Annotated in this window: 18 protein-coding genes; 11 read left to right on the plus strand and 7 right to left on the minus strand. The window is 59.9% G+C overall.

The genetic code is table 11. From position 1 onward, the window contains the following. Positions 1 to 233 precede the first annotated feature (233 nt). Entirely contained in the window at positions 234 to 659 is a 426-nt protein-coding gene (gene queF / locus MQE22_RS05915) for a preQ(1) synthase (protein WP_215871411.1), read from the minus strand. Between the two features lie 55 nt (positions 660 to 714). Between queF and smc the strand changes: the two genes are divergently transcribed. Next, entirely contained in the window at positions 715 to 4155 is a 3441-nt protein-coding gene (gene smc, locus MQE22_RS05920) for a chromosome segregation protein SMC (RefSeq protein WP_215871412.1), read from the plus strand. Here smc and MQE22_RS05925 read toward each other — a convergent pair. Both MQE22_RS05925 and MQE22_RS05930 read right to left on the minus strand, forming a co-directional pair. Continuing rightward, positions 4148 to 4837 carry a histidinol-phosphatase gene (locus MQE22_RS05925; RefSeq protein WP_215871413.1) on the minus strand — a complete coding sequence of 230 codons (690 nt, stop codon included), beginning with the start codon at positions 4835 to 4837 and terminating at the stop codon, positions 4148 to 4150. The two genes, smc and MQE22_RS05925, sit on opposite strands and share 8 nt — an antisense overlap. 39 nt (positions 4838 to 4876) lie before the next feature. Then, entirely contained in the window at positions 4877 to 6082 is a 1206-nt protein-coding gene (locus MQE22_RS05930; RefSeq protein ID WP_215871414.1) for an MFS transporter, read from the minus strand. A 126-nt stretch (positions 6083 to 6208) separates the two neighbouring features. Here MQE22_RS05930 and xseB point away from each other — a divergent pair, with 126 nt between their 5' ends. The 10 genes from xseB (at position 6209) to MQE22_RS05980 (ending at position 18861) form a co-directional block, all read left to right on the plus strand. Further along, positions 6209 to 6472, plus strand: a complete 264-nt coding sequence (xseB, locus tag MQE22_RS05935) for an exodeoxyribonuclease VII small subunit (protein WP_215871415.1) — start codon at positions 6209 to 6211, stop codon at positions 6470 to 6472. A gap of 3 nt (positions 6473 to 6475) precedes the next feature. Then, positions 6476 to 7381 (plus strand): polyprenyl synthetase family protein, encoded by a 906-nt coding sequence (locus tag MQE22_RS05940; protein ID WP_215871416.1) that lies wholly within the window; start codon positions 6476 to 6478, stop codon positions 7379 to 7381. Continuing rightward, positions 7378 to 9246: a 1-deoxy-D-xylulose-5-phosphate synthase gene (gene dxs / locus MQE22_RS05945; protein WP_215871417.1), complete on the plus strand. Its 1869-nt coding sequence runs from the start codon at positions 7378 to 7380 to the stop codon at positions 9244 to 9246. The genes MQE22_RS05940 and dxs overlap by 4 nt, the downstream gene beginning before the upstream one ends. A 66-nt stretch (positions 9247 to 9312) precedes the next feature. Further along, complete coding sequence (folE2, locus tag MQE22_RS05950) at positions 9313 to 10083, plus strand: GTP cyclohydrolase FolE2 (protein ID WP_226827147.1); 771 nt, start codon at positions 9313 to 9315, stop codon at positions 10081 to 10083. Positions 10084 to 10086: 3 nt separating this feature from the next. Then, positions 10087 to 11184 (plus strand): chorismate synthase, encoded by a 1098-nt coding sequence (gene aroC, locus MQE22_RS05955; RefSeq protein WP_215871419.1) that lies wholly within the window; start codon positions 10087 to 10089, stop codon positions 11182 to 11184. Continuing rightward, entirely contained in the window at positions 11178 to 12347 is a 1170-nt protein-coding gene (locus MQE22_RS05960) for an MFS transporter (RefSeq protein ID WP_215871420.1), read from the plus strand. Before aroC ends, MQE22_RS05960 begins: the two co-directional genes overlap by 7 nt. A gap of 42 nt (positions 12348 to 12389) precedes the next feature. After that, on the plus strand, positions 12390 to 14993 hold the full coding sequence (gene clpB / locus MQE22_RS05965) for an ATP-dependent chaperone ClpB (protein WP_215871421.1): 2604 nt from the start codon (positions 12390 to 12392) through the stop codon (positions 14991 to 14993). A 102-nt stretch (positions 14994 to 15095) separates the two neighbouring features. Continuing rightward, the gene (dsbG, locus tag MQE22_RS05970; protein ID WP_215871422.1) at positions 15096 to 15938 is read left to right on the plus strand and encodes a thiol:disulfide interchange protein DsbG; all 843 of its coding nucleotides are present in this window, start codon (positions 15096 to 15098) and stop codon (positions 15936 to 15938) included. Then, positions 15935 to 18556, plus strand: a complete 2622-nt coding sequence (gene pepN / locus MQE22_RS05975) for an aminopeptidase N (protein ID WP_215871423.1) — start codon at positions 15935 to 15937, stop codon at positions 18554 to 18556. The genes dsbG and pepN overlap by 4 nt, the downstream gene beginning before the upstream one ends. A 2-nt stretch (positions 18557 to 18558) precedes the next feature. Beyond that, the gene (locus MQE22_RS05980; protein ID WP_215871424.1) at positions 18559 to 18861 is read left to right on the plus strand and encodes a hypothetical protein; all 303 of its coding nucleotides are present in this window, start codon (positions 18559 to 18561) and stop codon (positions 18859 to 18861) included. Between the two features lie 21 nt (positions 18862 to 18882). Here the strand turns inward: MQE22_RS05980 and MQE22_RS05985 are convergent, their stop codons facing one another. From MQE22_RS05985 to folD, 4 genes are read right to left on the minus strand one after another with little or no spacing between them, the layout of a single operon-like run. After that, on the minus strand, positions 18883 to 20346 hold the full coding sequence (locus MQE22_RS05985) for a CYTH and CHAD domain-containing protein (RefSeq protein ID WP_215871425.1): 1464 nt from the start codon (positions 20344 to 20346) through the stop codon (positions 18883 to 18885). Continuing rightward, positions 20336 to 20983, minus strand: coding sequence for a ParA family protein (locus MQE22_RS05990; RefSeq protein ID WP_255790248.1), 648 nt, complete (start codon positions 20981 to 20983; stop codon positions 20336 to 20338). Before MQE22_RS05990 ends, MQE22_RS05985 begins: the two co-directional genes overlap by 11 nt. Next, entirely contained in the window at positions 20976 to 23060 is a 2085-nt protein-coding gene (ppk1, locus tag MQE22_RS05995; protein ID WP_226827150.1) for a polyphosphate kinase 1, read from the minus strand. The genes MQE22_RS05990 and ppk1 overlap by 8 nt, the downstream gene beginning before the upstream one ends. After that, entirely contained in the window at positions 23053 to 23922 is an 870-nt protein-coding gene (folD, locus tag MQE22_RS06000; RefSeq protein WP_215871426.1) for a bifunctional methylenetetrahydrofolate dehydrogenase/methenyltetrahydrofolate cyclohydrolase FolD, read from the minus strand. The genes ppk1 and folD overlap by 8 nt, the downstream gene beginning before the upstream one ends. Between the last annotated feature and the right edge of the window lie 54 nt (positions 23923 to 23976).

A 23976-nucleotide genomic window follows, 5' to 3' on the forward strand; every position in this document is an offset into this window, starting at 1 on the left:
GCTAGCAACTAATAATTAGATAAGAATTAGGATAACGTATCTTCCGTGTTTCCACTGCGGAACAGATATATGAAGGGTTATCTCCACGTGATACTGGGGTCACGCCGATTATGTTCTGATTTTTCTATCTTCTCGGGCCGACTACACGTGGGCTGACCAAAAAATGCCTGGAATAGAGCCCTGTCATCAAACTCCTCGGGAACAAGGGCCGGTTTTTAACAATTGAGCAGGCTTCAATACCCCGGCTGATGCCGGGTCCACGGCGCCGGTCCCAACTGCATCAGCAGGGAAGGGTTGTCCCAGTCGGGTTGCCGATGCTCCACCAGCACATCGGTGCTGATGCCACCGCGCACATACCAACGTCCCAGCAGGCGCAGATAGCGGGGTTCCAGCAACTGCACCAGATCACTGGCGATGCGATTGCTGAGGGCTTCATGGAAGGCACCCTCGTTGCGGTAGCTCCACAGATACAGCTTGAGGGATTTCAACTCCACGTTGCGTTGGTCGGGAACGAAGTCGAGAAGAAAATGCGCGAAGTCCGGCTGGCCGGTCAGTGGGCAGAGGCAGGTGAACTCGGGTAGATCCATGTGCACCAGGTAATCGCGTTCCGGGCAAGGGTTGGGAAAGCTCTGTAAATCGCGGCTCGGTTGACTGGGCATCAAGTTCTCCTCAAGATAGTGCGTTCGGCCACTATCATAGCAAAAACCGGCGCCCATGCGTCTCTCCGCCATCCACCTACACGGATTCAAATCCTTCCGCAACGCCACCCGTATCGATGTGCAGCGCAACCCGCTGGTCATCGTCGGACCCAATGGCTGTGGCAAATCCAACATCATCGACGCCATTCGCTGGGTACTGGGCGAATCTTCCGCACGGCAACTGCGCGGTGGCGCCATGGCCGATGTCATCTCCAATGGCTCCACGAGCCGCGGGGCCGCGCAACAGGCCGTCGTCGAACTGCTTTTTGATAATTCCACCGGCAAAGCCCCCGCGCCGTGGACGGCCAGCGCGGAAATTCGCGTGCAACGGCGGCTTTCCCGCGATGGCGACAGCCAATACCGTATCAATGACGCCCGCTGTCGTCGCCGGGATGTTGGTGACCTCTTTCTGGGCACCGGTCTGGGTGCCAGCAGCTACGCCATCATCGAACAGGGAACCATCGGGCGCATCATCGAAAGTCGGCCCGAGGATCTCCGCGCCATGCTCGAAGAGGCGGGCGGAATCAGTCGCTACAAGGAGCGCCGCCGCGAAACGGAGCAGCGCATTGCCGAGACCCGCGAGCATTTGCAGCGCTTGCGCGACATTTACGGCGAAATGGAACAGCAGTATCAGCGGCTGACCCGCCAGGCCGAGCAGGCTCGCAAATTGCGGGAACTGCGCCAAGAAGAGCGGCGTTGGCAGTGGTGGGAACTGGTCCTGCACTTGGAGGCCGTTGCCGCGGAGCAGGCGCAGATGCAGGACGAGCTCGCCACAACTGCGGCCCTATTACAGGCTATGCAAGAAGAGGAACTGCGAGCGCATGTGGCTCTGGACGCCCGGCGTAACGAGCTGGCGCAGCAGGAAGAACAGCTGCGCGAAGCGCAGGCCGAGCAATATGCCGCACAGGCCGAGCAGACGATGGCCGAGCAGGACTGGCAACGTCTGCAGGAAGAAGGAAAACGTCTGCAGCGCAGGCAAAAGGAGGAGCGCGAACGGCACGCGCATATCGAGGAAGAGAAAGCACGACGAGTGCGTCAGTTGCAGGAGGCGCAGAGCCGCTTACAGGGCCTACAGGAGCGTGAGCGGGTCCGAAGCGCGGAAGAACAGCAGTTGCGCGTGGAGCGCGAGCGCCTGGATCGGGCAGTCCGCGATGCCGAACTTGCCCAGCAAGCCGTGCGCGACAAGTTGCAGGACTGGCGTCGTCAGGTGGAAGTACGGGAAGCGCAGTGGCGGGAATTGCAGCCGCGGATTGCGGAGATGGAGCAGCGTCGTGCTCGCCTGGGGAATCCCTCTGTCCCTGCTCCAGAGGAGTTGGCGACGCGTCAGGCGCGGGTGGATGAGGCCACTGGCGAACGGGAACGGGTCGAGGCAGCGCTTGCGGCAACGGAGCAGAACCTGGCACGACTCGCGACGACAATCGAGCAGTTTCAGGAGGAATGGCAAAAATTGCGTGATGAGCTGCAGCGCCGCCGCGCCCAACGGGATGCCCTGGAACGTTTGGCGCGGGGCCTGCAGAAGAAGGGACCGAGCGCTGCAGACCGGGCCCTCAGTGGCATATTAGCGGTAGATGCGGAATGGGAACGGGCTACCGAGTTGGTACTGGGCGAACGCCTGCACGCCATACTCAGCGAAACGGAGACCCTGCCATCCGGCTCGGGAAGCTGGTTATGGATTTCTCCGGTAAAGCCAGACGCATCTTTGCCAGAAGATGCCTTGTGGCATCGGCTGCGTCTCGACGAGCCCTGGAAAGAGGCGCTTTTGCCCTGGCTCTGGGGCCTGCGCTGTTGCCCCGATTTGCCCAGCGCCACGGCCCGTATCGCGGAGTTGCAAGTGGGCGAGCATTGGCTGACCCCCAACGGCGAATTGCTCTGTGCTACGGGTTTATGGCGTTTGGGGACAGAGGAGGACACGACCAGTTGGCTGCGCGTGCGCCGTGAGCTGGAAGAACTGAGCATACAGCTGCCGGATTTGGAGTGCCAGGCGACCCTGGCTGAAACCGTGCTGCGCAACTGCCGCGAGGAATTGACACAGGCGCGCGGCCAGGGGCAGAACCTGCGCCGGCAGGCGCAAGAGGCACAGACGAAACTGGCGCAAGCACGGGAAAAACTTGCCGAGTGGCAAAGCACTCTTGCGGCCGCGGAGCAGCGCGCAGCCGCCGAGCGTGAAGAATGTGAGCATCTGGATGTGGAGTTGCAACAACTCAGACAGCGCCATGCAGGATTGGATGAAGAGCTGCGGCGGGAGCGCACGCGGGCGTCCGGGCTACGTCAACAGGAAGAAGAGGCGCGGCGCGGCCTCGAAGATCGTCGGCGCGAGCAGCAAGAGCAGCGGCAGCGTTTTGCCCGAATGCGCGATGAGGGACAGCGCGCGGCGCTGGAGCAGCAGCGCCTGGAAAATGAACAACGGATGGCCGAGGAGCGCCTGCAAAGTCTGAGAGAGGAGGGCGAGCGCGCGACGCAGGCACTGGCCGATCTCGAAGGCGCTCAGGGGCGTTGGCGGGCAGATCTCCCTGGCGCCGAGGAACGCCGTAGCCTGCAAGTGGCCCGCCGTATTACTGCACAGCAGCGGCTGGCACAAATACAGGAAGCGGGCGAACAGCTACGGCAGCAGCTTCGCACTCTGGATCAGCAACGCCAGGCTGGACAGCAGCAGCAACGGCAGAGCGAAGTGCAACGGGCCAAACAGGAGGCCAAGCTTGCACATCTGGAGGAACGTCACCAGGAGCTCCTGCAGAAGGCGCAGGAACTGGCGGCGATTTTGGGCGAGAACCCCGGACCCATGCCCGCAAACAGCACCCCACAAACGGAGCTGCAGCGTCTGCAGGCAGCCATTGCCCGGCTCGGTAATGTCAACCTCGCCGCCGAGGAGGAGCTTACCGAGCTGCAGGAGCGTCAGGGCGATTTAGCTGCGCAGGTGGCAGATGTCGATCAAGCCCTGCTCAGCCTGGAGAGCGCCATGGCGGCCATGGACGCGGAAACCCTGGAGCGCTTTCAGCGTACGTTGGAGCAGGTGAATCGTGGGCTGCAGAAATATTTTGTCGAGCTCTTTGGCGGTGGTGTGGCGGCGCTGGCGGCTGGTGCCGGCGATCCGTTGGACGCTGGACTGGTCTTGCGGGCGCAGCCGCCGGGCAAGCGCAACAGCACCTTGCAGCAGCTCTCTGGCGGCGAAAAGGCTTTGACTGCCATTGCCCTGGTTTTTGCCATCTTTGCCCTCAATCCGGCGCCGTTCTGCATCCTCGATGAGGTCGATGCACCCCTCGATGACGCCAATATCGAGCGTTTTTGCCGATTATTGCGAGAGCTCGCAAAAGAAACCCAGTTTCTCCTGATCAGCCATCGGCAACTGACCCTGCAGGTTGCCGAGCAATTGGTCGGGGTGACAATGATCGAGCCCGGTATCTCCAGCATCGTGCCCGTGGATGTTGCCGCTTTGCTTGCCGAGGACGGGGTTACGTGACCGGATGACAGGACCCGTGCAGGCTGAGGACCGGCCAGCCCCGCTCCTGCGCGGTAGCCAACAGGATCTTGTCCGGATCGACGGCGACGGGATTTCCCACCAACTCGAGTAGTGGCAGATCATTGTGGGAGTCGCTGTAAAAATACGCCGTGGATAGACTGTCTTCCCAGGGTAGGCCCCGGGCGCCCAGCCACTGGCGCAGACGCTCCACCTTGCCTTCCTGAAAGCACGGGATGCCGTAACTGCGCCCGGTAAACTCGCCGTTGTCATCGCATTCCGCCTCGGTCGCCAGCAAGGTCGGAACGCCCAGCTCCACCGCAATGGGCGCAGTCACGAAACGATTCGTCGCGGTAATGATCAACAGGGTATCGCCAGCGTCGGCATGTTTGCGCACCAGGGCGCGAGAGGCATCCGTAATCATGGGCAAGACCCGCTCTTGCATGTACTGGCAGTGCCACGCATCCAACTGACGTCGTGGGTGCGCTGCCATGGGTGCCAACACAAAGCGGAGGAAATCGCCCATGTCGAGCTCGCCATTCATATAGTCGCGATAATAGCGATCGTTGGCGCGCCGCAATTCCTCACCATCGACGATGCCCAGGGTGCTCAAAAACTCCAGCCAGGCGTGATCAGAGTCCCCGGCGAGCAGGGTATTGTCGAGATCGAAAATGGCCAGAGCCATGGATTCCTCACGTCAATTGCAAAAGCCCGGCGGAGTATATCAGGCTTCTGGACGATGCGGCAGGAAAGCGGCCAGAATACCCAGCAGCGGCAGGAACGAACAGATCTGATACACGGTATCGATACCCCAGATATCCGCCAGTTGCCCGAGAACCGCTGCGCCAATACCACCCAGACCAAAGGCCAACCCGAAGAATAGACCAGAGATCGTTCCCACCTTTCCCGGGACCAGTTCCTGGGCATAGACGACAATGGCCGGAAAGGCAGAAGCAAGGAGGAAGCCAATCACCACCGTCAGCAGGGCACTCAGCGTCAGACCCACATACGGTAGTGCGAGGGTAAAGGGGGCAATGCCCAGCAGTGATACCCAGATCACCCGCTTGCGGCCAACGCGGTCCCCGATCGGGCCGCCGAGCAGGGTGCCCGCCGCCACCGCCGCCAAAAAAATGAAAAGATGCAACTGCGCCTCGCGCACAGGAATGGCGAAGCGGTGCATGAGATAGAAGATCAGGTAGCTGCTGATGCTGGTCAGATAGATAAATTTGGAAAACATCAAGGCTACCAGGATGACCATGCTTCGTCGTACCAGCGCCTTGGGTAAAGGCACTCCCGCGGCTTGCTGTGCCTTCTTCGGCTGGCGGTGTTGCTGCTGATACCAACGTCCAACAAAAGTCAGAATGACAATGGCTGCCAGGGCGAAAAGAGAAAACCACGACAGGCTCTCTTGCCCGTTGGGCATCACGAGGAAGGCCGCGAGCAACGGACCCGCAGCCGTGCCCACATTCCCACCCACCTGAAAGATCGACTGCGCGAGGCCAAAGCGTCCACCTGAGGCCATGCGGGCAACGCGCGAGGATTCCGGGTGAAATACCGAGGAACCAAGGCCTACCAGGGCCGCAGCCAGAAGCAGAACCAGGTAATTCGGTGCGATGGATAACAACAATAGCCCGGCAAAGGTCGAGACCATGCCCAAGGGCAAGGACCACGGCAGCGGGTGACGATCGGTGTACCGTCCCACCAGCGGCTGAATGATCGATGCGGTTAACTGATAGGCCAGGGTAATGAGCCCGATCTGCGCAAAACTCAAATGAAAATTGCTGCGAAACAGGGGGTAGACCGCCAGCATCAGCGACTGAATACTGTCATTCAGAAAATGAGACACACTGATGGCGCCCAGGATATCGAAGCGCGTGCCCCCCTGTGGTTGCCGACGGACTGCGGATTCCTGGCGAATGATGCTGGACATGCTGGCCTCAGAGAAAAGGAAAGGCGTAGTCTACGAGGGGGGGGAGCATACCGTCCAGTAGGTATTTGCTTGTTGAGCCCCCTGGCGGCTTGCCCCGGGACCGGGGGCTGGTGTTTAATTGTGGTCATGACTGACGTTAAAAATCCCTCCCAGCCAGATCAAGATCACGCCCCGCAGGAAATTTTTTCCGACACCCTGCAATCGTTAGAGAAGGTGGTCGATAAGATGGAAAGCGGCCAGTTGAGTCTGGAAGAGTCCGTTGCCCTATTTCAACAGGGCATGGATCTAGCGCAGAGGGCAGAAAAGCAACTACGCGAGGCGCGCCAAAAAGTGGAAATCCTCCTCGGTTCTGAGGTGGCTCCCATGGTCAGCGATGCCGAAGAGGACTGAAACGTGAATCATGCCCCAGAATCTTTTGCGGCCTTCCGCGAACGGATCGTAGCGCGCAGCGAAGAAAAGCTGGAGAGCTTCCTTCCACCGGATCATGCCTTCCCCGCGCGCCTGCATGAGGCGATGCGCTACAGTGTGCTCGGCGGTGGCAAGCGCGTGCGCCCGCTGCTCGTCTACGCTACGGGTGCAGCCCTCGGTGTGCACGAATCTCTGCTCGACCGGCCAGCGGCGGCGTTGGAAATGATTCATGCCTATTCTTTGGTGCATGACGATCTTCCGGCCATGGACAATGACGACCTGCGCCGCGGGCGTCCAACCTGCCACAAGGCCTACGACGAGGCGACCGCGATTCTGGTGGGCGATGCCTTGCTGACCCACGCCTTTCGCGTGCTCGCCGAACCTTTCGGGGTCAGTCCTACGCAGCAGCTGCGGATGGTGGTAACCCTCGCGCAGGCGGCGGGCTCCCACGGTATGGTGGGCGGGCAGGCGGTGGATCTCGCGGCAGTGGGCCACGAGTTGGCGCAACCGGCGCTCGAACAGATGCACCTGCTGAAAACCGGCATGCTGATCCGCTGTGCCATTCAGCTTGGGCTGGCGGCCAGTGGCGTCGCCGAAGAATCCCGCCAGGGATCTGCACTGATTCGTTATGCCGATCGGGTGGGGCTGGCGTTTCAGGTGCAGGACGACATCCTCGATGAAATCGGCGACATCGAGCAGACTGGTAAGGCCAAGCAGGGCGCCGATCGCGAGCGGCAAAAGCCGGGCTTTGTCTCCTTGCTGGGCCTGAAACAGGCGCAGGGCTATGCACGTAGTCTGCTCGACGAGGCGCTCGGCGAGCTGGAGACCTGGGGCAAAGAAGCCGATCATTTGCGTGCCCTGGCCCGCCTGATTGTCGAGCGCAACCGATGAATCCTCTATTGCAAAAAATTCCTGGTCCCGACACCTTGCGGGGGATGTCCCGCAGCGAACTCAAGCAGGTCGCCAAACATCTGCGCCAGTTTCTTATCGAAACCCTCAGTCAGACAGGTGGTCATCTGTCCTCCGGGTTGGGGACGGTGGAGCTATCGGTTGCCCTGCACGCCGTTTTCCATACGCCGGAGGATCGTCTGATCTGGGACGTCGGGCATCAGGCCTATCCTCACAAGGTGTTGACTGGGCGTGGCGCACAATTTCCGACCCTGCGCCAAAAAGATGGCCTATCGGGATTTCTCAAGCGCGAGGAAAGCCCGTATGACGCCTTCGGCGCTGGGCATTCCAGTACCTCGATCAGTGCGGGCTTGGGGATGGCGGTAGGCTCTGCCCTCGATAATACCCACCGGCAGGTAGTGGCGATCATTGGCGACGGCGCCATGACTGCCGGCCTAGCCTACGAGGCGTTGAACAACGGCGGTGTCCTCGATGCCGATCTGTTGGTTGTGCTCAACGACAATGAGATGTCGATTTCCCCCAATGTGGGGGCGGTTTCCCAATACCTCACCCGGCTCCTCTCCAATCCGGTATACAACACCGTGCGCGAGGGTGCCGGGCAGGCCTTGAGTCTGCTGCCGCCCTTGCGCGAGCTGGCAAAAAAGGCAGAAGAAGGCGTCAAAGGTCTGGTCTCCCCGGGGCTGCTTTTCGAGGAAATGGGCTTCAACTATTACGGACCCATCGATGGTCACGATCTCGATACCTTGATTCCGACCCTGGAAAATCTGCGCAAGATCCGCGGTCCGCGCCTGCTGCACGTCATCACCAAGAAGGGCAAAGGCTACGCGCCGGCAGAGAAGGATCCGTGCACCTATCACGGTGTGACGCCGTTTGATCGCGACAGTGGTGCCATGCGCAAATCGTCTACGGTCAGTTACACCAAGATTTTTGGTGACTGGCTCTGCGACAAGGCAGGCAAAGAAAGCAAGCTGGTTGCCATAACCCCCGCCATGCGCGAGGGTTCCGGTCTGGTGCGCTACGAACAGCTCTATCCCGAGCGCTACTTCGACGTGGGGATTGCCGAGCAACATGCGGTGACCTTTGCCGGGGGCCTGGCTTGCGAGGGCTTTCATCCCGTCGTGGCCATCTATTCGACCTTTCTGCAGCGGGCCTATGATCAGCTATTGCACGACGTGGCGATTCAAAACCTGCCGGTCCTCTTTGCCGTTGACCGTGCCGGTTTGGTCGGCGCTGACGGTGCCACGCATCAGGGTGCTTTCGATCTGGCCTACGCGCGCTGCATTCCCAATCTGGTCATTATGGCCCCCAAAGACGCCCAGGAAATGCGCGAGATGCTCAACACCGGCTACGCCTATCCCGGTCCCGCCATTGTCCGCTATCCGCGTGGCGCCGCAGCGGGTGGGATCGGCGACGCAGACTTGCAGCGTCAGATCCCCATCGGCAAGGCGGAAATCCTGCGCGAGGGCAAACGCCTGGCGATCCTTGCCTTTGGCACCCGTGCCGAAGCTGCTTTGCAAGCAGGACGGGAGCTGGATGCCACGGTGGTCAATATGCGCTTCGTCAAACCGCTGGATCATGCCCTGCTTGACCGTCTTGCCGTCGATCATGAAGCCTTCCTGACGGTGGAGGAGGGGGTGCGCATGGGCGGTGCCGGCAGCGCAGTGGCCGAATACCTGCTCGACCAGGGGCAGCGGCCACTACTGAAGATTCTTGGCTTGCCCGATCAGTTCATCGAACACGGAGAGGCTTCTTTGTGGCTTGCGGAGCTGGGTCTGGACGCCGATGGAATTCGTCGCGCTGGCGAGGAACTGCTTGCCCGCCTTGCTGGTAACGGCTGCGGCGCGTAATATCTGACTAAATCAGTCAAGCATTCGACGAGGTTCAACGTAGTGAGAGATTGCGCTGCAGAAACGTTGGAAGATGTACAGGGGCGCGCCGACCCGCGTGCCATCCCCATTCAGCGAGTTGGTGTCAAGGCCGTTCGCCATCCCCTGCGCATCGCGGACCGTGCAGGCCATCAACAACAGGTTGCTGCATATTGCAACATGTATGTCGGCTTGCCAGCACATCTGAAAGGCACCCATATGTCGCGCTTCCTGCAGATCTTGCAAGAGCAAGAGGAAGCCCTGCGAGTCGATAATTTCGATCGGCTACTCGTGCAGACCCAGGAGCGTCTGGAAGCCGAGAGCGCCCGCATTGAACTGCAATTCCCCTACTTCGTGCGGAAAAAAGCGCCAGTCTCCGGAGTGGAGAGCTATCTCGACTACGAAGTGGAGTGGAGTGGCGAAATCACGGGCGACGAGATCCGCTCGCAACTTCTGGTGCATGTGCCGGTGACCAGCCTCTGTCCCTGCTCCAAGAGCATTTCCGAATATGGCGCACACAATCAGCGCTCGCGGGTCAGCGTACAGGTCGAGGCGCGGAGCCCGCTGTGGATCGAGGATCTGATCGATCTGGTGGAAAGCGAGGCCTCTTCGCAGCTCTACGGCGTTCTCAAGCGGCCTGACGAGAAGTACGTTACGGAATATGCCTACGATCACCCCAAGTTCGTCGAGGATATGGTGCGCGATGTCGCCCTGCGTTTGCAGCAGGACTCGCGGGTCCGACGCTATTCGGTGGCCTCGGAAAACTTCGAGTCGATCCACAATCACTCTGCCTATGCCTTCATCGAGGGGGAGAACTGATCCGTGGCGGGCAGCAGCATTGGCGAGCTGTTTCGCGTTAGCACCTTTGGCGAGAGTCATGGCCCGGCCATTGGCGCCGTCGTCGATGGCTGTCCGCCTGGCTTGGCCCTCACGGAAGCCGATATCCAAGTTGAACTCGACAGGCGTCGGCCTGGGCAGTCACGCCACACCACGCAACGCCAGGAGGCGGATCAGGTCGAAATCCTTTCCGGTGTTTTTGCAGGCGTCACGACCGGTACGCCGATTGGCTTGCTGATACGGAACACCGATCAACGGTCGCAGGACTACAGCAAGATCAAGGATCGCTTTCGTCCTGGGCACGCCGACTATACCTATCTACAAAAATTTGGTCTGCGCGACTACCGTGGTGGGGGGCGTTCTTCGGCGCGGGAGACCGCCACCCGCGTGGCCGCCGGCGCCATTGCCCGCAAATACCTACGCGAACGTCTGGGCACCGAGATCCGCGCCTGGCTGGCGCAGATGGGGCCCATTCATGCGGCCCAGTTCGACGACGCACAGATCGATCAGAACCCCTTTTTCTGTCCCGACGCGCAGGCGGCCCTGCGCATGGCAGAATATCTCGATGACTTGCGCAAGGCCGGAGACTCCATTGGCGCGCGCGTCGACGTGCAGGTCACGGGGATGCCCGTGGGCCTCGGTGAGCCGGTCTTTGATCGCCTGGAGGCGGATGTCGCCAAGGCCCTGATGAGCATCAATGCGGTGAAGGCAGTGGCGATTGGTGACGGTTTTGCCGTGGTTGAACAACGCGGCAGCGAGCACGGCGACGCGCTGACCCCTGCGGGCTTTGCCAGCAATCATGCCGGTGGGGTTCTTGGCGGCATCTCCAGCGGTCAGGATCTGCGTGCCTCGGTCGCCATCAAACCAACCTCCAGCATTCGCATCCCCCGGCCCAGTATCAACCTGCAGGGTGAGGAAATCGAGATTGTCACCACTGGCCGTCATGATCCCTGCGTAGGCATTCGTGCTGTGCCCATCGTCGAGGCGATGCTGGCCATCACCCTGATGGATCATTATCTGCGTCATCGAGCACAAAATGCGGATGTCACGCCACCGGTAGCCCCCATCCCCAGACAATGCTGAAGGCGCGGCACGAGGGGCAGGCCCTCGTCGCGTTCTATTTTTTCTATTTTTGCGCCCTTGGCGCCTTCATGCCCTACTGGGGGCCGTGGCTGCGTAGTGTGGGCCAGGATGCCCTGGCAATCGGTCTCCTCACTGCGGCAGTACAATTCAGCAAGGTGCTCGCCCCCAATGTCTGGGGCTGGCTCCTGCACCATACGTCGATGCGCTGGTTGATTCGCGGCGGCGGCTTGGCTGCTGCCCTGAGTTTTCTGTTGCTGTTCTGGGCGAAGGGCTACTTTTGGGCTCTGCTCCTGATCACCCTGCTGTTTTCTTTCTTCTGGGCGGCCACCCTACCCCTGGTAGACAACATCAGTATGGCGTGGGCGGAGCGGCAGGGGCGCCGCTATGGCCGTATCCGCCTCTGGGGGTCCATCGGTTTTATCGTTCTGTCCCTTGGCATGGGGATCCTGGTGAGTCATTGGGGGCTGCGTAGTTTCTTGCCTGGCATCGCCGGCTTTTTATTCCTGACCTGGTGGGTCAGTCGTTTCCTGCCCTTTGCCAGCGATCCACAGGGCACGACAGCGCAGAAACTGCCGGCTTTTTTGCCGGAGCTGCGTGATTTCCGTCTGTGGTTCTTTCTCGCCGCCGGCATGCTGGAGCAGGCCAGTCATGGGGTCTATTACGCCTTTTATTCCATCTACGTGGAGGCCCATGGCTACAACAGCAGCACCGTCGGTCTGCTCTGGGCCCTTGCAGTGGTCGCCGAGGTACTGTTCTTTTGGTTTGGCGACCGCATCCTGCACCGTTGGGGGACGATGACGGTATTTGTCAGTGCCTTTTTGCTCACCGCTCTGCGTTGGGTAGTGATCGCCCTGTGGCCAGGCTTCGTCTGGATCGTTCTGGTGCAGACACTGCACGCGGCCAGTTATGCCGCGTTTCATCTAGCTGCCATTCACTGGGTCTTTGCGCGCTTCCCGCGGGCCCTGCGCGCGCGTGGCATGGCCCTCTACGCCAGCCTGGTATACGGGTTGGGAGGCGGCATCGGTGCCTTGGCGGCGGGTTGGGCCTGGTCGCAGATTGGTGGCAGCGCTACCTTTCTTGCTGCCGGCATCCTCGCTGCCCTGGCGACACTCTTGTTGCTGGGCATGTTTCGTCCCCGATCCGCCCTTGAAAAGTGGGTCTGAAGCGCCCATCTGCCAGTCATCATCCGATATGGGAGTCGCCAGATGCGCAGTGACAAACTCACCACCAAGTTTCAGCAAGCCCTGCAGGAGGCCCAGAGTCTCGCCCTGGGCAACGATCAGCAGCAGGTGGAACCGGTCCATCTGCTCATTGCTTTCCTCGACCAGGACGGCGGTATCGCCCGTCCTCTGCTCAGTAAGGCGGGTGTGCGCGTCGATGCCCTGCGCAACGAACTCGGCCGTGCCCTCAACAATTTGCCGAAGGTTCATGGCGGGCAGCCCGGCGAAGTGCAGTTTGGCCGGGATCTCATCAACCTGCTCAATCTAGCCGACAAGACCGCGCAGCAGCGGGGTGATGGCTATATCTCCACGGAGCATTTTCTGCTCGCGCTGATGGAGGATAAGGGCGAGGCGGGTCGTCTGCTCAAGGAGAGCGGTGCTACCAGCAAGGACCTCGAAGCGGCGATCACCGCACTGCATGGCGGCGAAAAGATCAACGATGCCAATGCCGAGGAGCAACGCCAAGCCCTGGAGAAGTACACCATCGACTACACCGAGCGGGCGGCGCAGGGCAAGCTGGACCCGGTGATCGGCCGCGATGACGAAATTCGCCGCACCATTCAGGTGCTGTTGCGGCGCAGCAAGAACAATCCGGTGCTGATCGGTGAGCCGGGTGTCGGCAAGACCGCCATCGTCGAGGGCCTGGCGCAACGGATCATCAATGGTGAAGTGCCGGAATCCTTGCGTAACAAACGTCTGCTGGGGCTGGATCTGGGTGCGCTGATTGCCGGTGCGAAATTCCGCGGCGAGTTCGAGGAACGCTTGAAGGCCTTGCTCAACGATCTTGCCAAGAGTCAAGGGCAGATTCTTCTTTTTATTGATGAAATACATACCCTGGTGGGTGCTGGGAAGGCCGAGGGCGCGATGGATGCCGGCAACATGCTCAAACCCGCCTTGGCGCGGGGTGAGCTGCACTGTATTGGTGCCACGACCCTGGATGAGTACCGCCAGTACATTGAAAAGGATGCTGCTCTGGAGCGCCGTTTTCAGCGTGTGCTGGTGGATGAACCCTCGGTGGAGGACACCATTGCCATTCTGCGCGGCCTGAAGGAGCGCTACGAGGTTCATCATGGGGTGCGCATCACCGACCCCGCCCTGGTCGCGGCAGCGCAACTCTCGCATCGCTACATCAGCGACCGCAACTTGCCCGACAAGGCCATCGATCTGATCGATGAAGCGGCCTCGCGGATCAAGATGGAGATCGACTCCAAACCGGAAGCCCTGGATGAACTGGAGCGGCGCCTGATTCAACTCAACATCGAAAAGGTGGCCCTGGCCAAGGAGAAGGACGAGGCAAGCCGCAAGCGCCTGGAGATTCTGGAGGAGCAAATCAATGAGTTGGAGCGTAAATTTCAGGAATTAGAGGAAGTCTGGAAGGCCGAGAAGCTGGCCATTGAAGGTACCTCGCAAATCCAGAAGGAGATTGATCGCCTGCGTGTGGAACTCGAAAATGCCCGCCGTGCCGCCGATTACGACCGCATGGCGCAGATCCAGTATGGTCTGATTCCCGAGCTCGAGGCCCGCTTGCAAAAGGCTGAGGAAGAGGAGGAGGGTGCCGCACGCAAAGCGCCTACCTTGCTGCGCACGGAGGTGCGAGAAGAGGAGATTGCCGAAGTGATCGCCCGCTGGACCGGCATTCCCGTAGCCAAGATGCTGGAAGGGGAGAAGGAAAAACTCCTGAAGATGGAAGAACGTTTGCAGGCCCGGGTGGTTGGCCAGAGCGAGGCGGTGCAGGCGGTCAGCAACGCCATCCGCCGCTCGCGGGCTGGCCTCTCCGATCCGCGGCGGCCCAACGGCTCCTTCCTCTTTCTCGGTCCTACCGGTGTTGGTAAGACCGAACTCAGCAAGGCCCTGGCCGAGTTCCTCTTCGATAGCGAAGAACAGATGGTGCGCATCGACATGAGTGAATTCATGGAGAAGCATTCCGTGGCGCGCCTGATCGGTGCCCCTCCCGGATATGTGGGTTACGAAGAGGGTGGCTATCTCACCGAAGCCGTACGACGCAAGCCTTATTCTGTCGTACTTCTGGATGAGGTAGAAAAGGCGCACCCGGAGGTCTTCAACATTCTCCTGCAGGTTCTGGACGACGGCCGCCTGACCGATGGCCAGGGGCGTACCGTGGATTTCCGGAACACGGTCATCATCATGACCTCGAACCTGGGCTCCGACCGCATTCAGGAATACAGTCGTTCTGGGGACGAGGATGCCATGCGCAGCGCGGTGATGGCGGTAGTGCAGGGGCACTTTCGTCCGGAATTTCTGAATCGTATCGACGAAACCGTGATCTTCCATCCCCTGGATGCCCGGCAGGTGCGGGCGATCTGCGAAATCCAGATGCAGGGCCTGCGGGCACGCCTACGTGAGCGGGACATGGACATCGTGCTCAGCGATGCGGCCATCGACCGCCTGGCGGAGATCGGTTTTGATCCCGTCTATGGCGCCCGGCCCCTGAAACGTGCCATCCAGGCGGAGATCGAGAACCCGCTGGCGCAAAAGCTCCTGCGCGGCGAGTTTACGGGAGGCACGCTCTTGCACGTCGATCTGGAGGAAGACGATTTCGTTTTTCGCGGCGAACTCCTGCCTGGATAATGGGTCAGAAGTGCTGCAATTCGCCCGAGACTGGCGTCAGTCCGGGCGAATTGTTTACCATGGCCGCTTGATGCGGTTTTTCTGTTGCCCAGGAGTGTTCTTATGCGTTTTCGATTGCTGGTTCTTGCTGCTGCTCTTTTACTTTCCGGTTGTGCGGGAAGTAATCCCGTTTCCGACAATGGTGGGCACGGCAAGGTGTTATCCAAAGATCGGGCGCAAGAGCTGGTTAGCAGCGTTACCCATGATCAGGGCCAGGTGACGAAGGTTCTCCCTGGGCCGGGAGGATTGACCGCACTCGTCATCGCCGATCAGGGACATAAAACGCTTGCCTATGCCAGCCCGGATGGAAAATATCTGATCCTGGCGCAGGCCATCATCAACAGCAAAGGCGATAACGTCATTCGGCACGACGCCGAGGAGGCGGGTCTGCTGCCGAAGCCCATGGATGCGGCAAAACTCGCCGAGCGGGCCAGTCAGGCCAAGTCTTTTGTCTTGGGTACCAAGGGACCGGAGCTGATCGCCTTTGTCGATCCCAACTGCATCTTCTGTCACAAGTTTTATGAGGACGCCAAGCCTCTGATTGCCGAAGGAAAGCTGCGTGTCCGCTATGTGGTTGCGGGATTTCTGAAGCCGTCGAGTGCTGGGAAGGCGGCTGCAATTCTATCGGCCAAAGATCCGGCAGCGGCAATGGCAAAAAATGAGAAGGGCTTCAATGAGGAAAGCGAGGAGGGTGGGATTTCCCAAGATGCCAACCCCAGCCCCGAAGTCATGGCAGAGGTGCAGAAAAACACCCAACTCCTGCAGGACAGTGGTGAGGTGGCAACGCCCACTATCGTCTACTGTGACAAGAACGGTAAGGCGCAGATCAGCCATGGTATGCCGGAAAAGCTCGATACCTTTGTTGCGGGGATTACCTCGATGAATGCCGAGGGTAAATGTGAATGACGGCCGATAACACGTTGCTCGTGCAGCGTCAAAACTACCGCAGTCCGGATTTTGCCATCGACACGGTGGAACTCGAAATCTTTCTTCGACCCCAAGACACGGAAGTGCGGTCCCGCCTCACACTGCAGCGCCTGAACCCCAGTGCCAAGGATCTGCTGCTCGATGGCGAGGGACTGGAGCTCTTGTCTCTCTCCCTGGACGGCAAAGATCTATCCAGCGATCGCCATTCCCGCGAAGCGGGAAAGCTGCGCGTCAAAGACGTCCCCGAACACTTTGTCCTGGAGTCCCGGGTGCGCATTCAGCCGGAAGCAAACACCGCCCTGTCCGGCCTCTACTATGCCGATGAGGTCTTTCTGACCCAGTGCGAGGCGGAGGGCTTTCGGCGCATCACCTGGTTTCTGGACCGCCCTGACGTCCTGGCGCGTTTTACCGTCACCCTGCATGCCCCCAAGGTTTCCTGTCCGATCCTTCTGTCCAACGGCAATTGTGTCGCAACTGGTGACGCAGATAACGGCTGGCACTGGGCACGCTGGGAAGATCCGTTTCCCAAGCCCTGTTATCTCTTCGCCGCCGTCGGTGGCAGTTTTCACGTCGCCAGGGATCGTTACCGTACTGGCTCTGGCCGTGAAATTGGCCTGGAGTTGTATGTCGCAGAGCGGGATCGGGACGCCTGCGAGCAGGCCCTGCAGAGTCTGCAAAAGGCGATGGCTTGGGATGAAAAGGTCTACGGGCGGGAGTACGACCTCGATCGCTACCTGATTGTCGCTACCGACAGTTTCAATATGGGGGCGATGGAAAACAAGGGATTGAATATCTTCAATTCCAAGTATGTTTTGGCCAGCCCGGAAACCGCCACTGACGCAGATTATCAGGGAATCGAATCGGTAATCGCCCACGAATATTTTCATAACTGGACCGGTAACCGCGTTACTCTGCGCGACTGGTTTCAGCTCAGTCTCAAAGAAGGACTGACGGTATTCCGTGACCAGGAATTTTCCGCCGACATGAACTCCCGCGGTGTGCAGCGCATCGGCGATGTCCGGCGCTTGCGCGCCGCCCAGTTTGCCGAGGATGCCAGTGCCCTGGCGCATCCCGTGCGCCCGGAATCCTACAAGGAGATCAATAACTTCTACACGGCAACGGTCTACGAGAAGGGTGCAGAGGTGATCCGCATGATGCACACCCTGCTCGGCGTGGAAGGATTCCGCGCCGGGACCGACCTCTATTTCCAACGCCACGATGGACAGGCGGTGCGCATCGAAGAACTGCTGGACGCGCTGGCGACCGGCAGTGGCCGCGACCTCAGCGGCTTTCTGCGCTGGTATTCCCAGGCTGGCACACCACGCCTCAAGGCCGATGGACATTTTGCTGCACAGAGTGGCCGGTATCATTTGCGCCTGCAGCAGCACACGCCGGTAACGCCGGGCCAGGAAGAAAAGCTGCCGGTACCTATTCCGGTGCGTCTGGCCTTTTTCCACGAAGACGGTACTCCCGCACGGCTCCCCGACGGACAAGAAGAGACTGTTTTGCTGCTCGAAGAGGCGTCTGGCGAATGGACCTTTGGCCCCTTTGCCAAGCCGGTCCTCCCGTCGCTGCTGCGGGGGTTTTCCGCGCCGGTACTGCTCGAACGTGGTGATGCCGAGGCAGCGGACTGCTTTCTTGCCCAACATGACGACGACCCCTTTAACCGCTGGGACAGCTTGCAACGTCTGGCGCAAAAGACCTTACTGGCGAGCATTGCCAATCCCGGGCGTAGCGTGCTCGGCCCAGAACTCCAGGCCGCCTTCGCTGCGGCGCTCTCGCGACCCCTCGATGATCCGGCATTTTCCGCCGAGCTCCTGAGCCTCCCCACAGAAGAATCCATCGGGCAGCAAATGGATCCCATCGACGTCGACGGGATCCATACACAACGAGAGGCGCTGCGTCGCGCCCTGGGGGACACATTCGCCGAGGATTGGCGCCGCCTCTATCACGATCTGGCGGCTCCCTACCGCCGGGATGGCCGGGCGATGGGCAGCCGTCGTCTACGTAACCTGGCTCTGTACTATGCCATGAGCTCGGCGCAAGCGGAGGAGACACAAGGTTGGGCCGAGCGGCAATATCGTAGTGCCGACAATATGACCGACCGGCTTGCCGCCTTGCAGCTCCTGGCCTTTTCCCCGGACTATGACGCAATGCCGCTGCTGAATGATTTTTACCAGCGCTGGCAATCTCATCCGCTCATCATCGATCGCTGGTTTTCCCTGCAGCTCGGGCGCGCCGTGCCTGAGACCTTGCAACGGGCACAGGAGCTGTTGCAGCATCCGGCATTTTCCTGGCGGGTTCCCAATCGCGTGCGCGCCGTGCTTTCCGCCTTTGCTGCAAATCTACCAGTCTTTCATGCGCGGGACGGCTCCGGTTATCATTTTTACGGCGAGCAGATCCGCCATCTGGATGATCTCAATCCACAGACCGCAGCACGTCTGGCAACGGTCTTCAGTCGCTGGTCACGCTATGACGAAGCGCACCAGCGGCAAATGCGAACCGTCATGGAGGAATTGCTCGGCAAGGATAGGTTGTCTCGGGATTTGGGAGAAATTCTCGAGCGTTCGCTCGGGGGATCGGAAAAAAGGAGCTGAAGATGGGTATCGAAGGGGACGAGCTGTTACAAAAAGCTTTGGCATTGAAAGAAGAAAAATGCCTGGATGCTGCCTATGCTGTCTTGGGTGGGGCCAACAAAAACGATCAAGTAACGCAACTGGCGGGCTTTTTCTTTGATAGCAACAATTGTGAAACGCTGCAGAAAATCTGCGCCAATCAGCAGGTCGATGCGGAACAAGCACGGGAATGGGAAGTTAGTGATGCGGAGTATTGCCTCGCACAGAAAATCGCCTTGCTGGCGCGGCGGGTGGAAAGGGTCCGGGAGAAGCTCGGCAACTGCTGAGTAGTCCCTGGATTTTCTGTTTTAGTCCCAGGGGCGGGGGGCCTGACGGAAGCGCTCCCAGTGTTTGTAAAAGCGCTTGCTTTCCCGCTCCCTCTGCGCCTCCAGAAAGCCAAGCAGGATCCCTGCACTGAAATCCAACGCGTCATGGCGGCGTTCCGCAGGAAAGAGCTGCGGCAAGTCCTGGTGGGCAACTTGTGCGTCACGGATGATTCCGGCTGCATCCAATACGGCATGTAACTGTTTGGTGAACGCCTTGCCATCTTTGCTTGGCCAGAGTTCGGAAACATGACGCAGGACATCACGCAGATTTTTGAGCGCAATGCGCAGCCGATGGAATTGTGCAATTTGCTCCGGCTCCACAAAAACCAAATGCTCATCCATCCGCCGCAGGCGCTCCTCCACGTAGTTGCGCAAAGTCTGCTGGCTCTGCAGTGGGTTGCGCAGAACCTGTGACCACAAGGCGAGAAGTTCCGCGGCAAGCCGCGCCCGGGAATCGACACGGGGATCACGTGTCGTTTTGCGTGCATCGCGCAGAATCTCTTGCAATGGTGTCGCGGGCAGAGAAAAACGCGGGGCGATGCTTTGCCAATGCTCGGCGAGAGCGTCCAGATCCCGTTGCAGGCTCTGTTCGTGAAACCACACCGCCAGACCGTTGCGTACACCACGCAGTTGATCTTCGGGATCTGTGCCCTTGCTGAAGCGCAACAATGCACGCAGCGCGCGCACCTCTTTGCGCAACTGGTGCAGGGCGTCGTGCTCGTCGAGCTGCAGCCATGCCAAGCCACCGAGAATGGTCTGCGCGGAGTGGATGAGGAGACGGCCAATAGCGTCCCCCGCATTGTCCCGCCCGCGAATGGTGGGTGGATTGGGTTTCGCTACGGGGATCTCTTTTCCGACCAGCGCGCTGCCGCGTGCCAGCTTACTGGCATCATCCGGGCACAGGGGTAAACTGGCGCAAAGGGCGCTGGCCAGCTGCAGGAGATCGGCAAGATCTCCCTCCACCAGTTCCAGTTCGATCTCGTGAATCGCTCGTGCCTGACCGGCAGCGCGAATCTCTCCCCAATCTGCAGCGAGTAAAATTCGGGCATCCTGATAGCGGATTTCGTGCTCCCGACGCTGAAAAACGGTTTCGATGACCGGCGCGAGCGCCAGATTCAGATGTGCTGCGAGCAGCGTGCGCAGGGTCTCGTCAGTCGCAAAGACGCCCAGATCCGGCTTCTTGCTGCGCACCGACAGATTCCACTCAGGACGCTGGTGTAACCCTCCCTCAGCGCTTCCTGCAAGTTTGATGGTGGCAACCCACTCCCGGCCTTCTTTACGCACCCGATACGCGATTCCTGCCGCGCGCAGGGCGCCATCCGCACTGTCATAGTAGACGGCGTGCATCTCTTTAGCGGCGATGTCGGCACTGTCTACCAGGGGATGACGCAGGATTTCCTCCCACAGCTCCGGGTGCAATACCTCGAGCTTGATCTCACGCTCCATAGCGCTCCCCGGTTTCCACAAAGCGCAATATCCTTGCCCATTGGGGTAGTTCCTTACGTGCCTCGGCCGCCCGCAGATCGGCCAGTCCCAGTCCCTGCATGGCGGCACGAACATAAATCTGGCTATCGTGCAGAGTGGCCACCAAAGGCAGTTCCAGTTCTTGCAGGAACTCCGTCAGGATCCGTTCCGCCTGGCTGCGCAGTTTGACGCGGTTGGCAATGACCCCGAGCCGTACCTTGCCCTTGCGAAACCGTTTGATTTCTTCCAGGCGTTGCAGATATTGCTGGCTGGCATCCATATCGAAGGGCGAGGGGGCAATGGGCACCAACAAGACCTCGACTTCGCCTAGCATGTCTTCCAGACGCCCGCGCTTGAGTCCCGCAGGTGCGTCAAAAACTACATAATCGCTCGGCGGATAGCCACGAAAGTCGCGCTCGGGGTCATCAATTAGGTCAATACGCGGCAAATGCTCAGGTCTTCGCTTTCCCCAGCTCAGGCTCGAGCCCTGGGGATCCAGGTCGGCCAGCAGAACTGATCCCCGTAGGGCGAGGAGGCTGGCAAGATTGGTCGAGATCGTGGTCTTTCCCGATCCTCCCTTGCTGTTGAGTACCAGCACGCGACATTGCGACTTAGTCACCGCTACTGCCCCGCGCATATTGGTCAAGCAGGCTTTGCTGGGCACTGAAACAATCGCTATCCATCTGACGCAGCGAGCGATAGCTGCCGTCTGACTGCATCTCCCAGGCATTGCAGTGGTCTTGCAGGTAATAGTCCAGTGCCTCGCGGCGGATGCGCTTTTTCAGATCGGGATCGCGAATGGGAACGGCGACTTCCAGACGCCGGAACAGGTTACGTCCCATCCAGTCAGCACTGGAAATCCAAACCTCTGGGTTGCCATTTCCACCGAAGAAAAAGACGCGGCTGTGTTCGAGGAAACGCCCAACAATGGAAACCACCCGGATGTTTTCCGAAACGTCGGGGATGCCTGGGCGTAAGGCGCAGGCGCCGCGAACGATGAGGCTGACCTGTACCCCGGCCTGGGAGGCCTGATAGAGATCGCGGATCAGATCGGGATCGATGAGGGCATTGACGCGGATGATGATGCGCCCGCGTGGTCCGAGGGCAGTTTCGGCGGCGATACGCTCGCGCATCGCACTGAACAGATTGAAGGGGCTCTGCAGGAGATGTTTGAGGCGGGGCGCCTGACCGATGCCGGTGATGTGCATGAACAGGGCGTTCATGTCGGCGGTGATGCCAGGATCGGCAGTGAGCAGACTGAAGTCGGTATAGATGCGCGCGTTGCGTGGATGATAGTTGCCGGTACCGAGATGCCCATAGAGGCGAATTCCATCCTCCTCGCGGCGCAGGACGAGGATCATCTTGGCGTGTACTTTGTGCTTGACGACGCCGTATACCACCTGCACGCCAACACTTTCCAGTTCTTCAGCCAGGCGGATGTTGTTGGCTTCATCAAAGCGTGCCTTGAGTTCGATGACTGCCGTCACCTGCTTGCCAGCCACTGCCGCGTCCATCAGGGCCTGGACGATGGCGGAATCGCTGGTGGTGCGATATAGGGTCTGTTTGATCCCCAGGACCTGCGGATCGGCGGCGGCCTGGCGCACGAAATCGATGATCGGGGTAAAGCTTTGATAAGGATGATGCAGGAGCAACGACCCCCGCCGCAGTTGGGCAAAGATCTCCTCACTGCGCAGGCAGCGATCGGGTAGACCCGGTACGAAGGGAGAGTACAGCAGGTCCGGACGCGGGACCATATCGATGATTGCCGCCATCCGCGACAGATTGACCGGTCCACTCAGGGTATAGAGGTTTTCCGCCGGCAGATCGAAATGGCGCAATAGATATTCGTAGACATTTGCCGGGCAATTATTCGCCACCTCCAGGCGCACTGCCTCGCCAAACGGCCGGGTGCTGAGTTCATCGACAATCGCATCGAGCAGGTTGTCGACTTCTTCCTCGTCAACAAAGAGTTCACTGTTGCGGGTCACCCGGAACTGATAAAACCCCTTTACCTCCAGACCGGGAAACAGCTGAGCGATATTCTCGTGAATGACCGAAGAGAGGAACACGAAATCCGTTGGGCCGGCGATCTCTCTGGGTATCTGGATGATCCGGGGAAGGATGCGTGGTGCCTGGACGATGGCGATGGGGCTGTGCCGCCCGTACGCATCATCTCCTTCCAGGACAATCGCAAAATTCAGCCCCTTGTTCTGCACCTTGGGAAAGGGATGGGCGGGATCGAGGCTGAGGGGGGTCAGCAAGGGCAAGACTTCATTGCGAAAATACTCCGCCACCCAACGCCTTTGCGCTGCCTTCCACTCTCGCCGCCGCAGCAAATGGATACCCTCTGCGGCCAGGGCAGGGATCAGGCGGTCATTGAGACAAGAGTATTGGGCGGCGATGATCTCGTGTGCAACCCGCGATACCGCCCGCATTTCTTCATCCGGACCGAGACCATCGAGACCGAGAGGGCCGGCCCCATACTTGCGTCGCTGCATGACGCCGGCGAAGCGTACCTCGAAGAACTCATCCAGGTTGCTGGAAACGATGGTCAGGAAGCGCAAACGCTCCAGGAGAGGGACGCGCTCGTCGTCGGCCAGGGCCAGCACCCTCCGATTGAATTCGAGGATGCTGAGATCGCGATTGAAATACAGGCTGGGGTCGTTGAGCGCCGGAAGAGTAGCGGGATCAGACAAGCTGGCGATCCTCCCTACGTAGCAGCGCGGCGCGTAAGGTATTCTGCAGTAAGGTGGCCACCGTCATCGGACCGACACCGCCGGGAACCGGGGTAATCCACGCGGCACGTTCCGCCGCCGGCGCAAACTCCACATCGCCAGCGATACTGCCATCCTCCAGGCGATTGATGCCGACATCGATCACTGCGGCACCCGGTTTGATCCATGTGCCGCGCACCAGGCCGGGTTTGCCGGCAGCGGCGACCAAAATGTCGGCGCGTGCCACATGCGCCTGCAGATCCTGGGTGAAGCGATGACAAACCGTCACGGTCGCGCCGGCGAGCAGCAGTTCGAGTGCCATGGGCCGACCAACAATGTTGGAGGCACCAACGATCACCGCTTCCTTCCCCTTGATCGGGATTTCATATTCCTGCAGTAACGTCATGATCCCGGCCGGTGTACACGAGCGCAGGGTAGGCACGCGTAGGGCCAGACGCCCGACATTGTAGGGATGAAAGCCATCCACGTCTTTGTCTACGGCGATGGCTTCGATCATGCTTTCCGCGTCGAATTGTGCGGGGAGCGGGAGCTGTACCAGGATGCCGTCGATCTGCTCATCGGCATTGCAGCGGGCGATTTGCTGCAGCAACTCCGCCGGGCTGCTGGTGGCCGCCAGGGTATGGGAGAACGACTGGATGCCCACCTGCGCGCAGGCGTTTTTCTTGTGCTGCACATAAATCTGCGAGGCCGGATCCTCGCCCACCAGGATGACTGCGAGTCCCGGAGCCCTGCCGTACTGGCGCTGAAACGCCTGCACACCGCCGCGCAGTTGCTCACGCAGTCGTCCTGCAACCGCTTTGCCATCGATCCGAATCGCCGTCATTTGCTGCCCTCCGTAACAGCAGAAGGGAGCGGAGCAAAGAGACGAGTTGGGGAG

The organism is Acidithiobacillus sp. YTS05 (assembly GCF_024396695.1).
Classification (GTDB): domain Bacteria; phylum Pseudomonadota; class Gammaproteobacteria; order Acidithiobacillales; family Acidithiobacillaceae; genus Igneacidithiobacillus; species Igneacidithiobacillus copahuensis.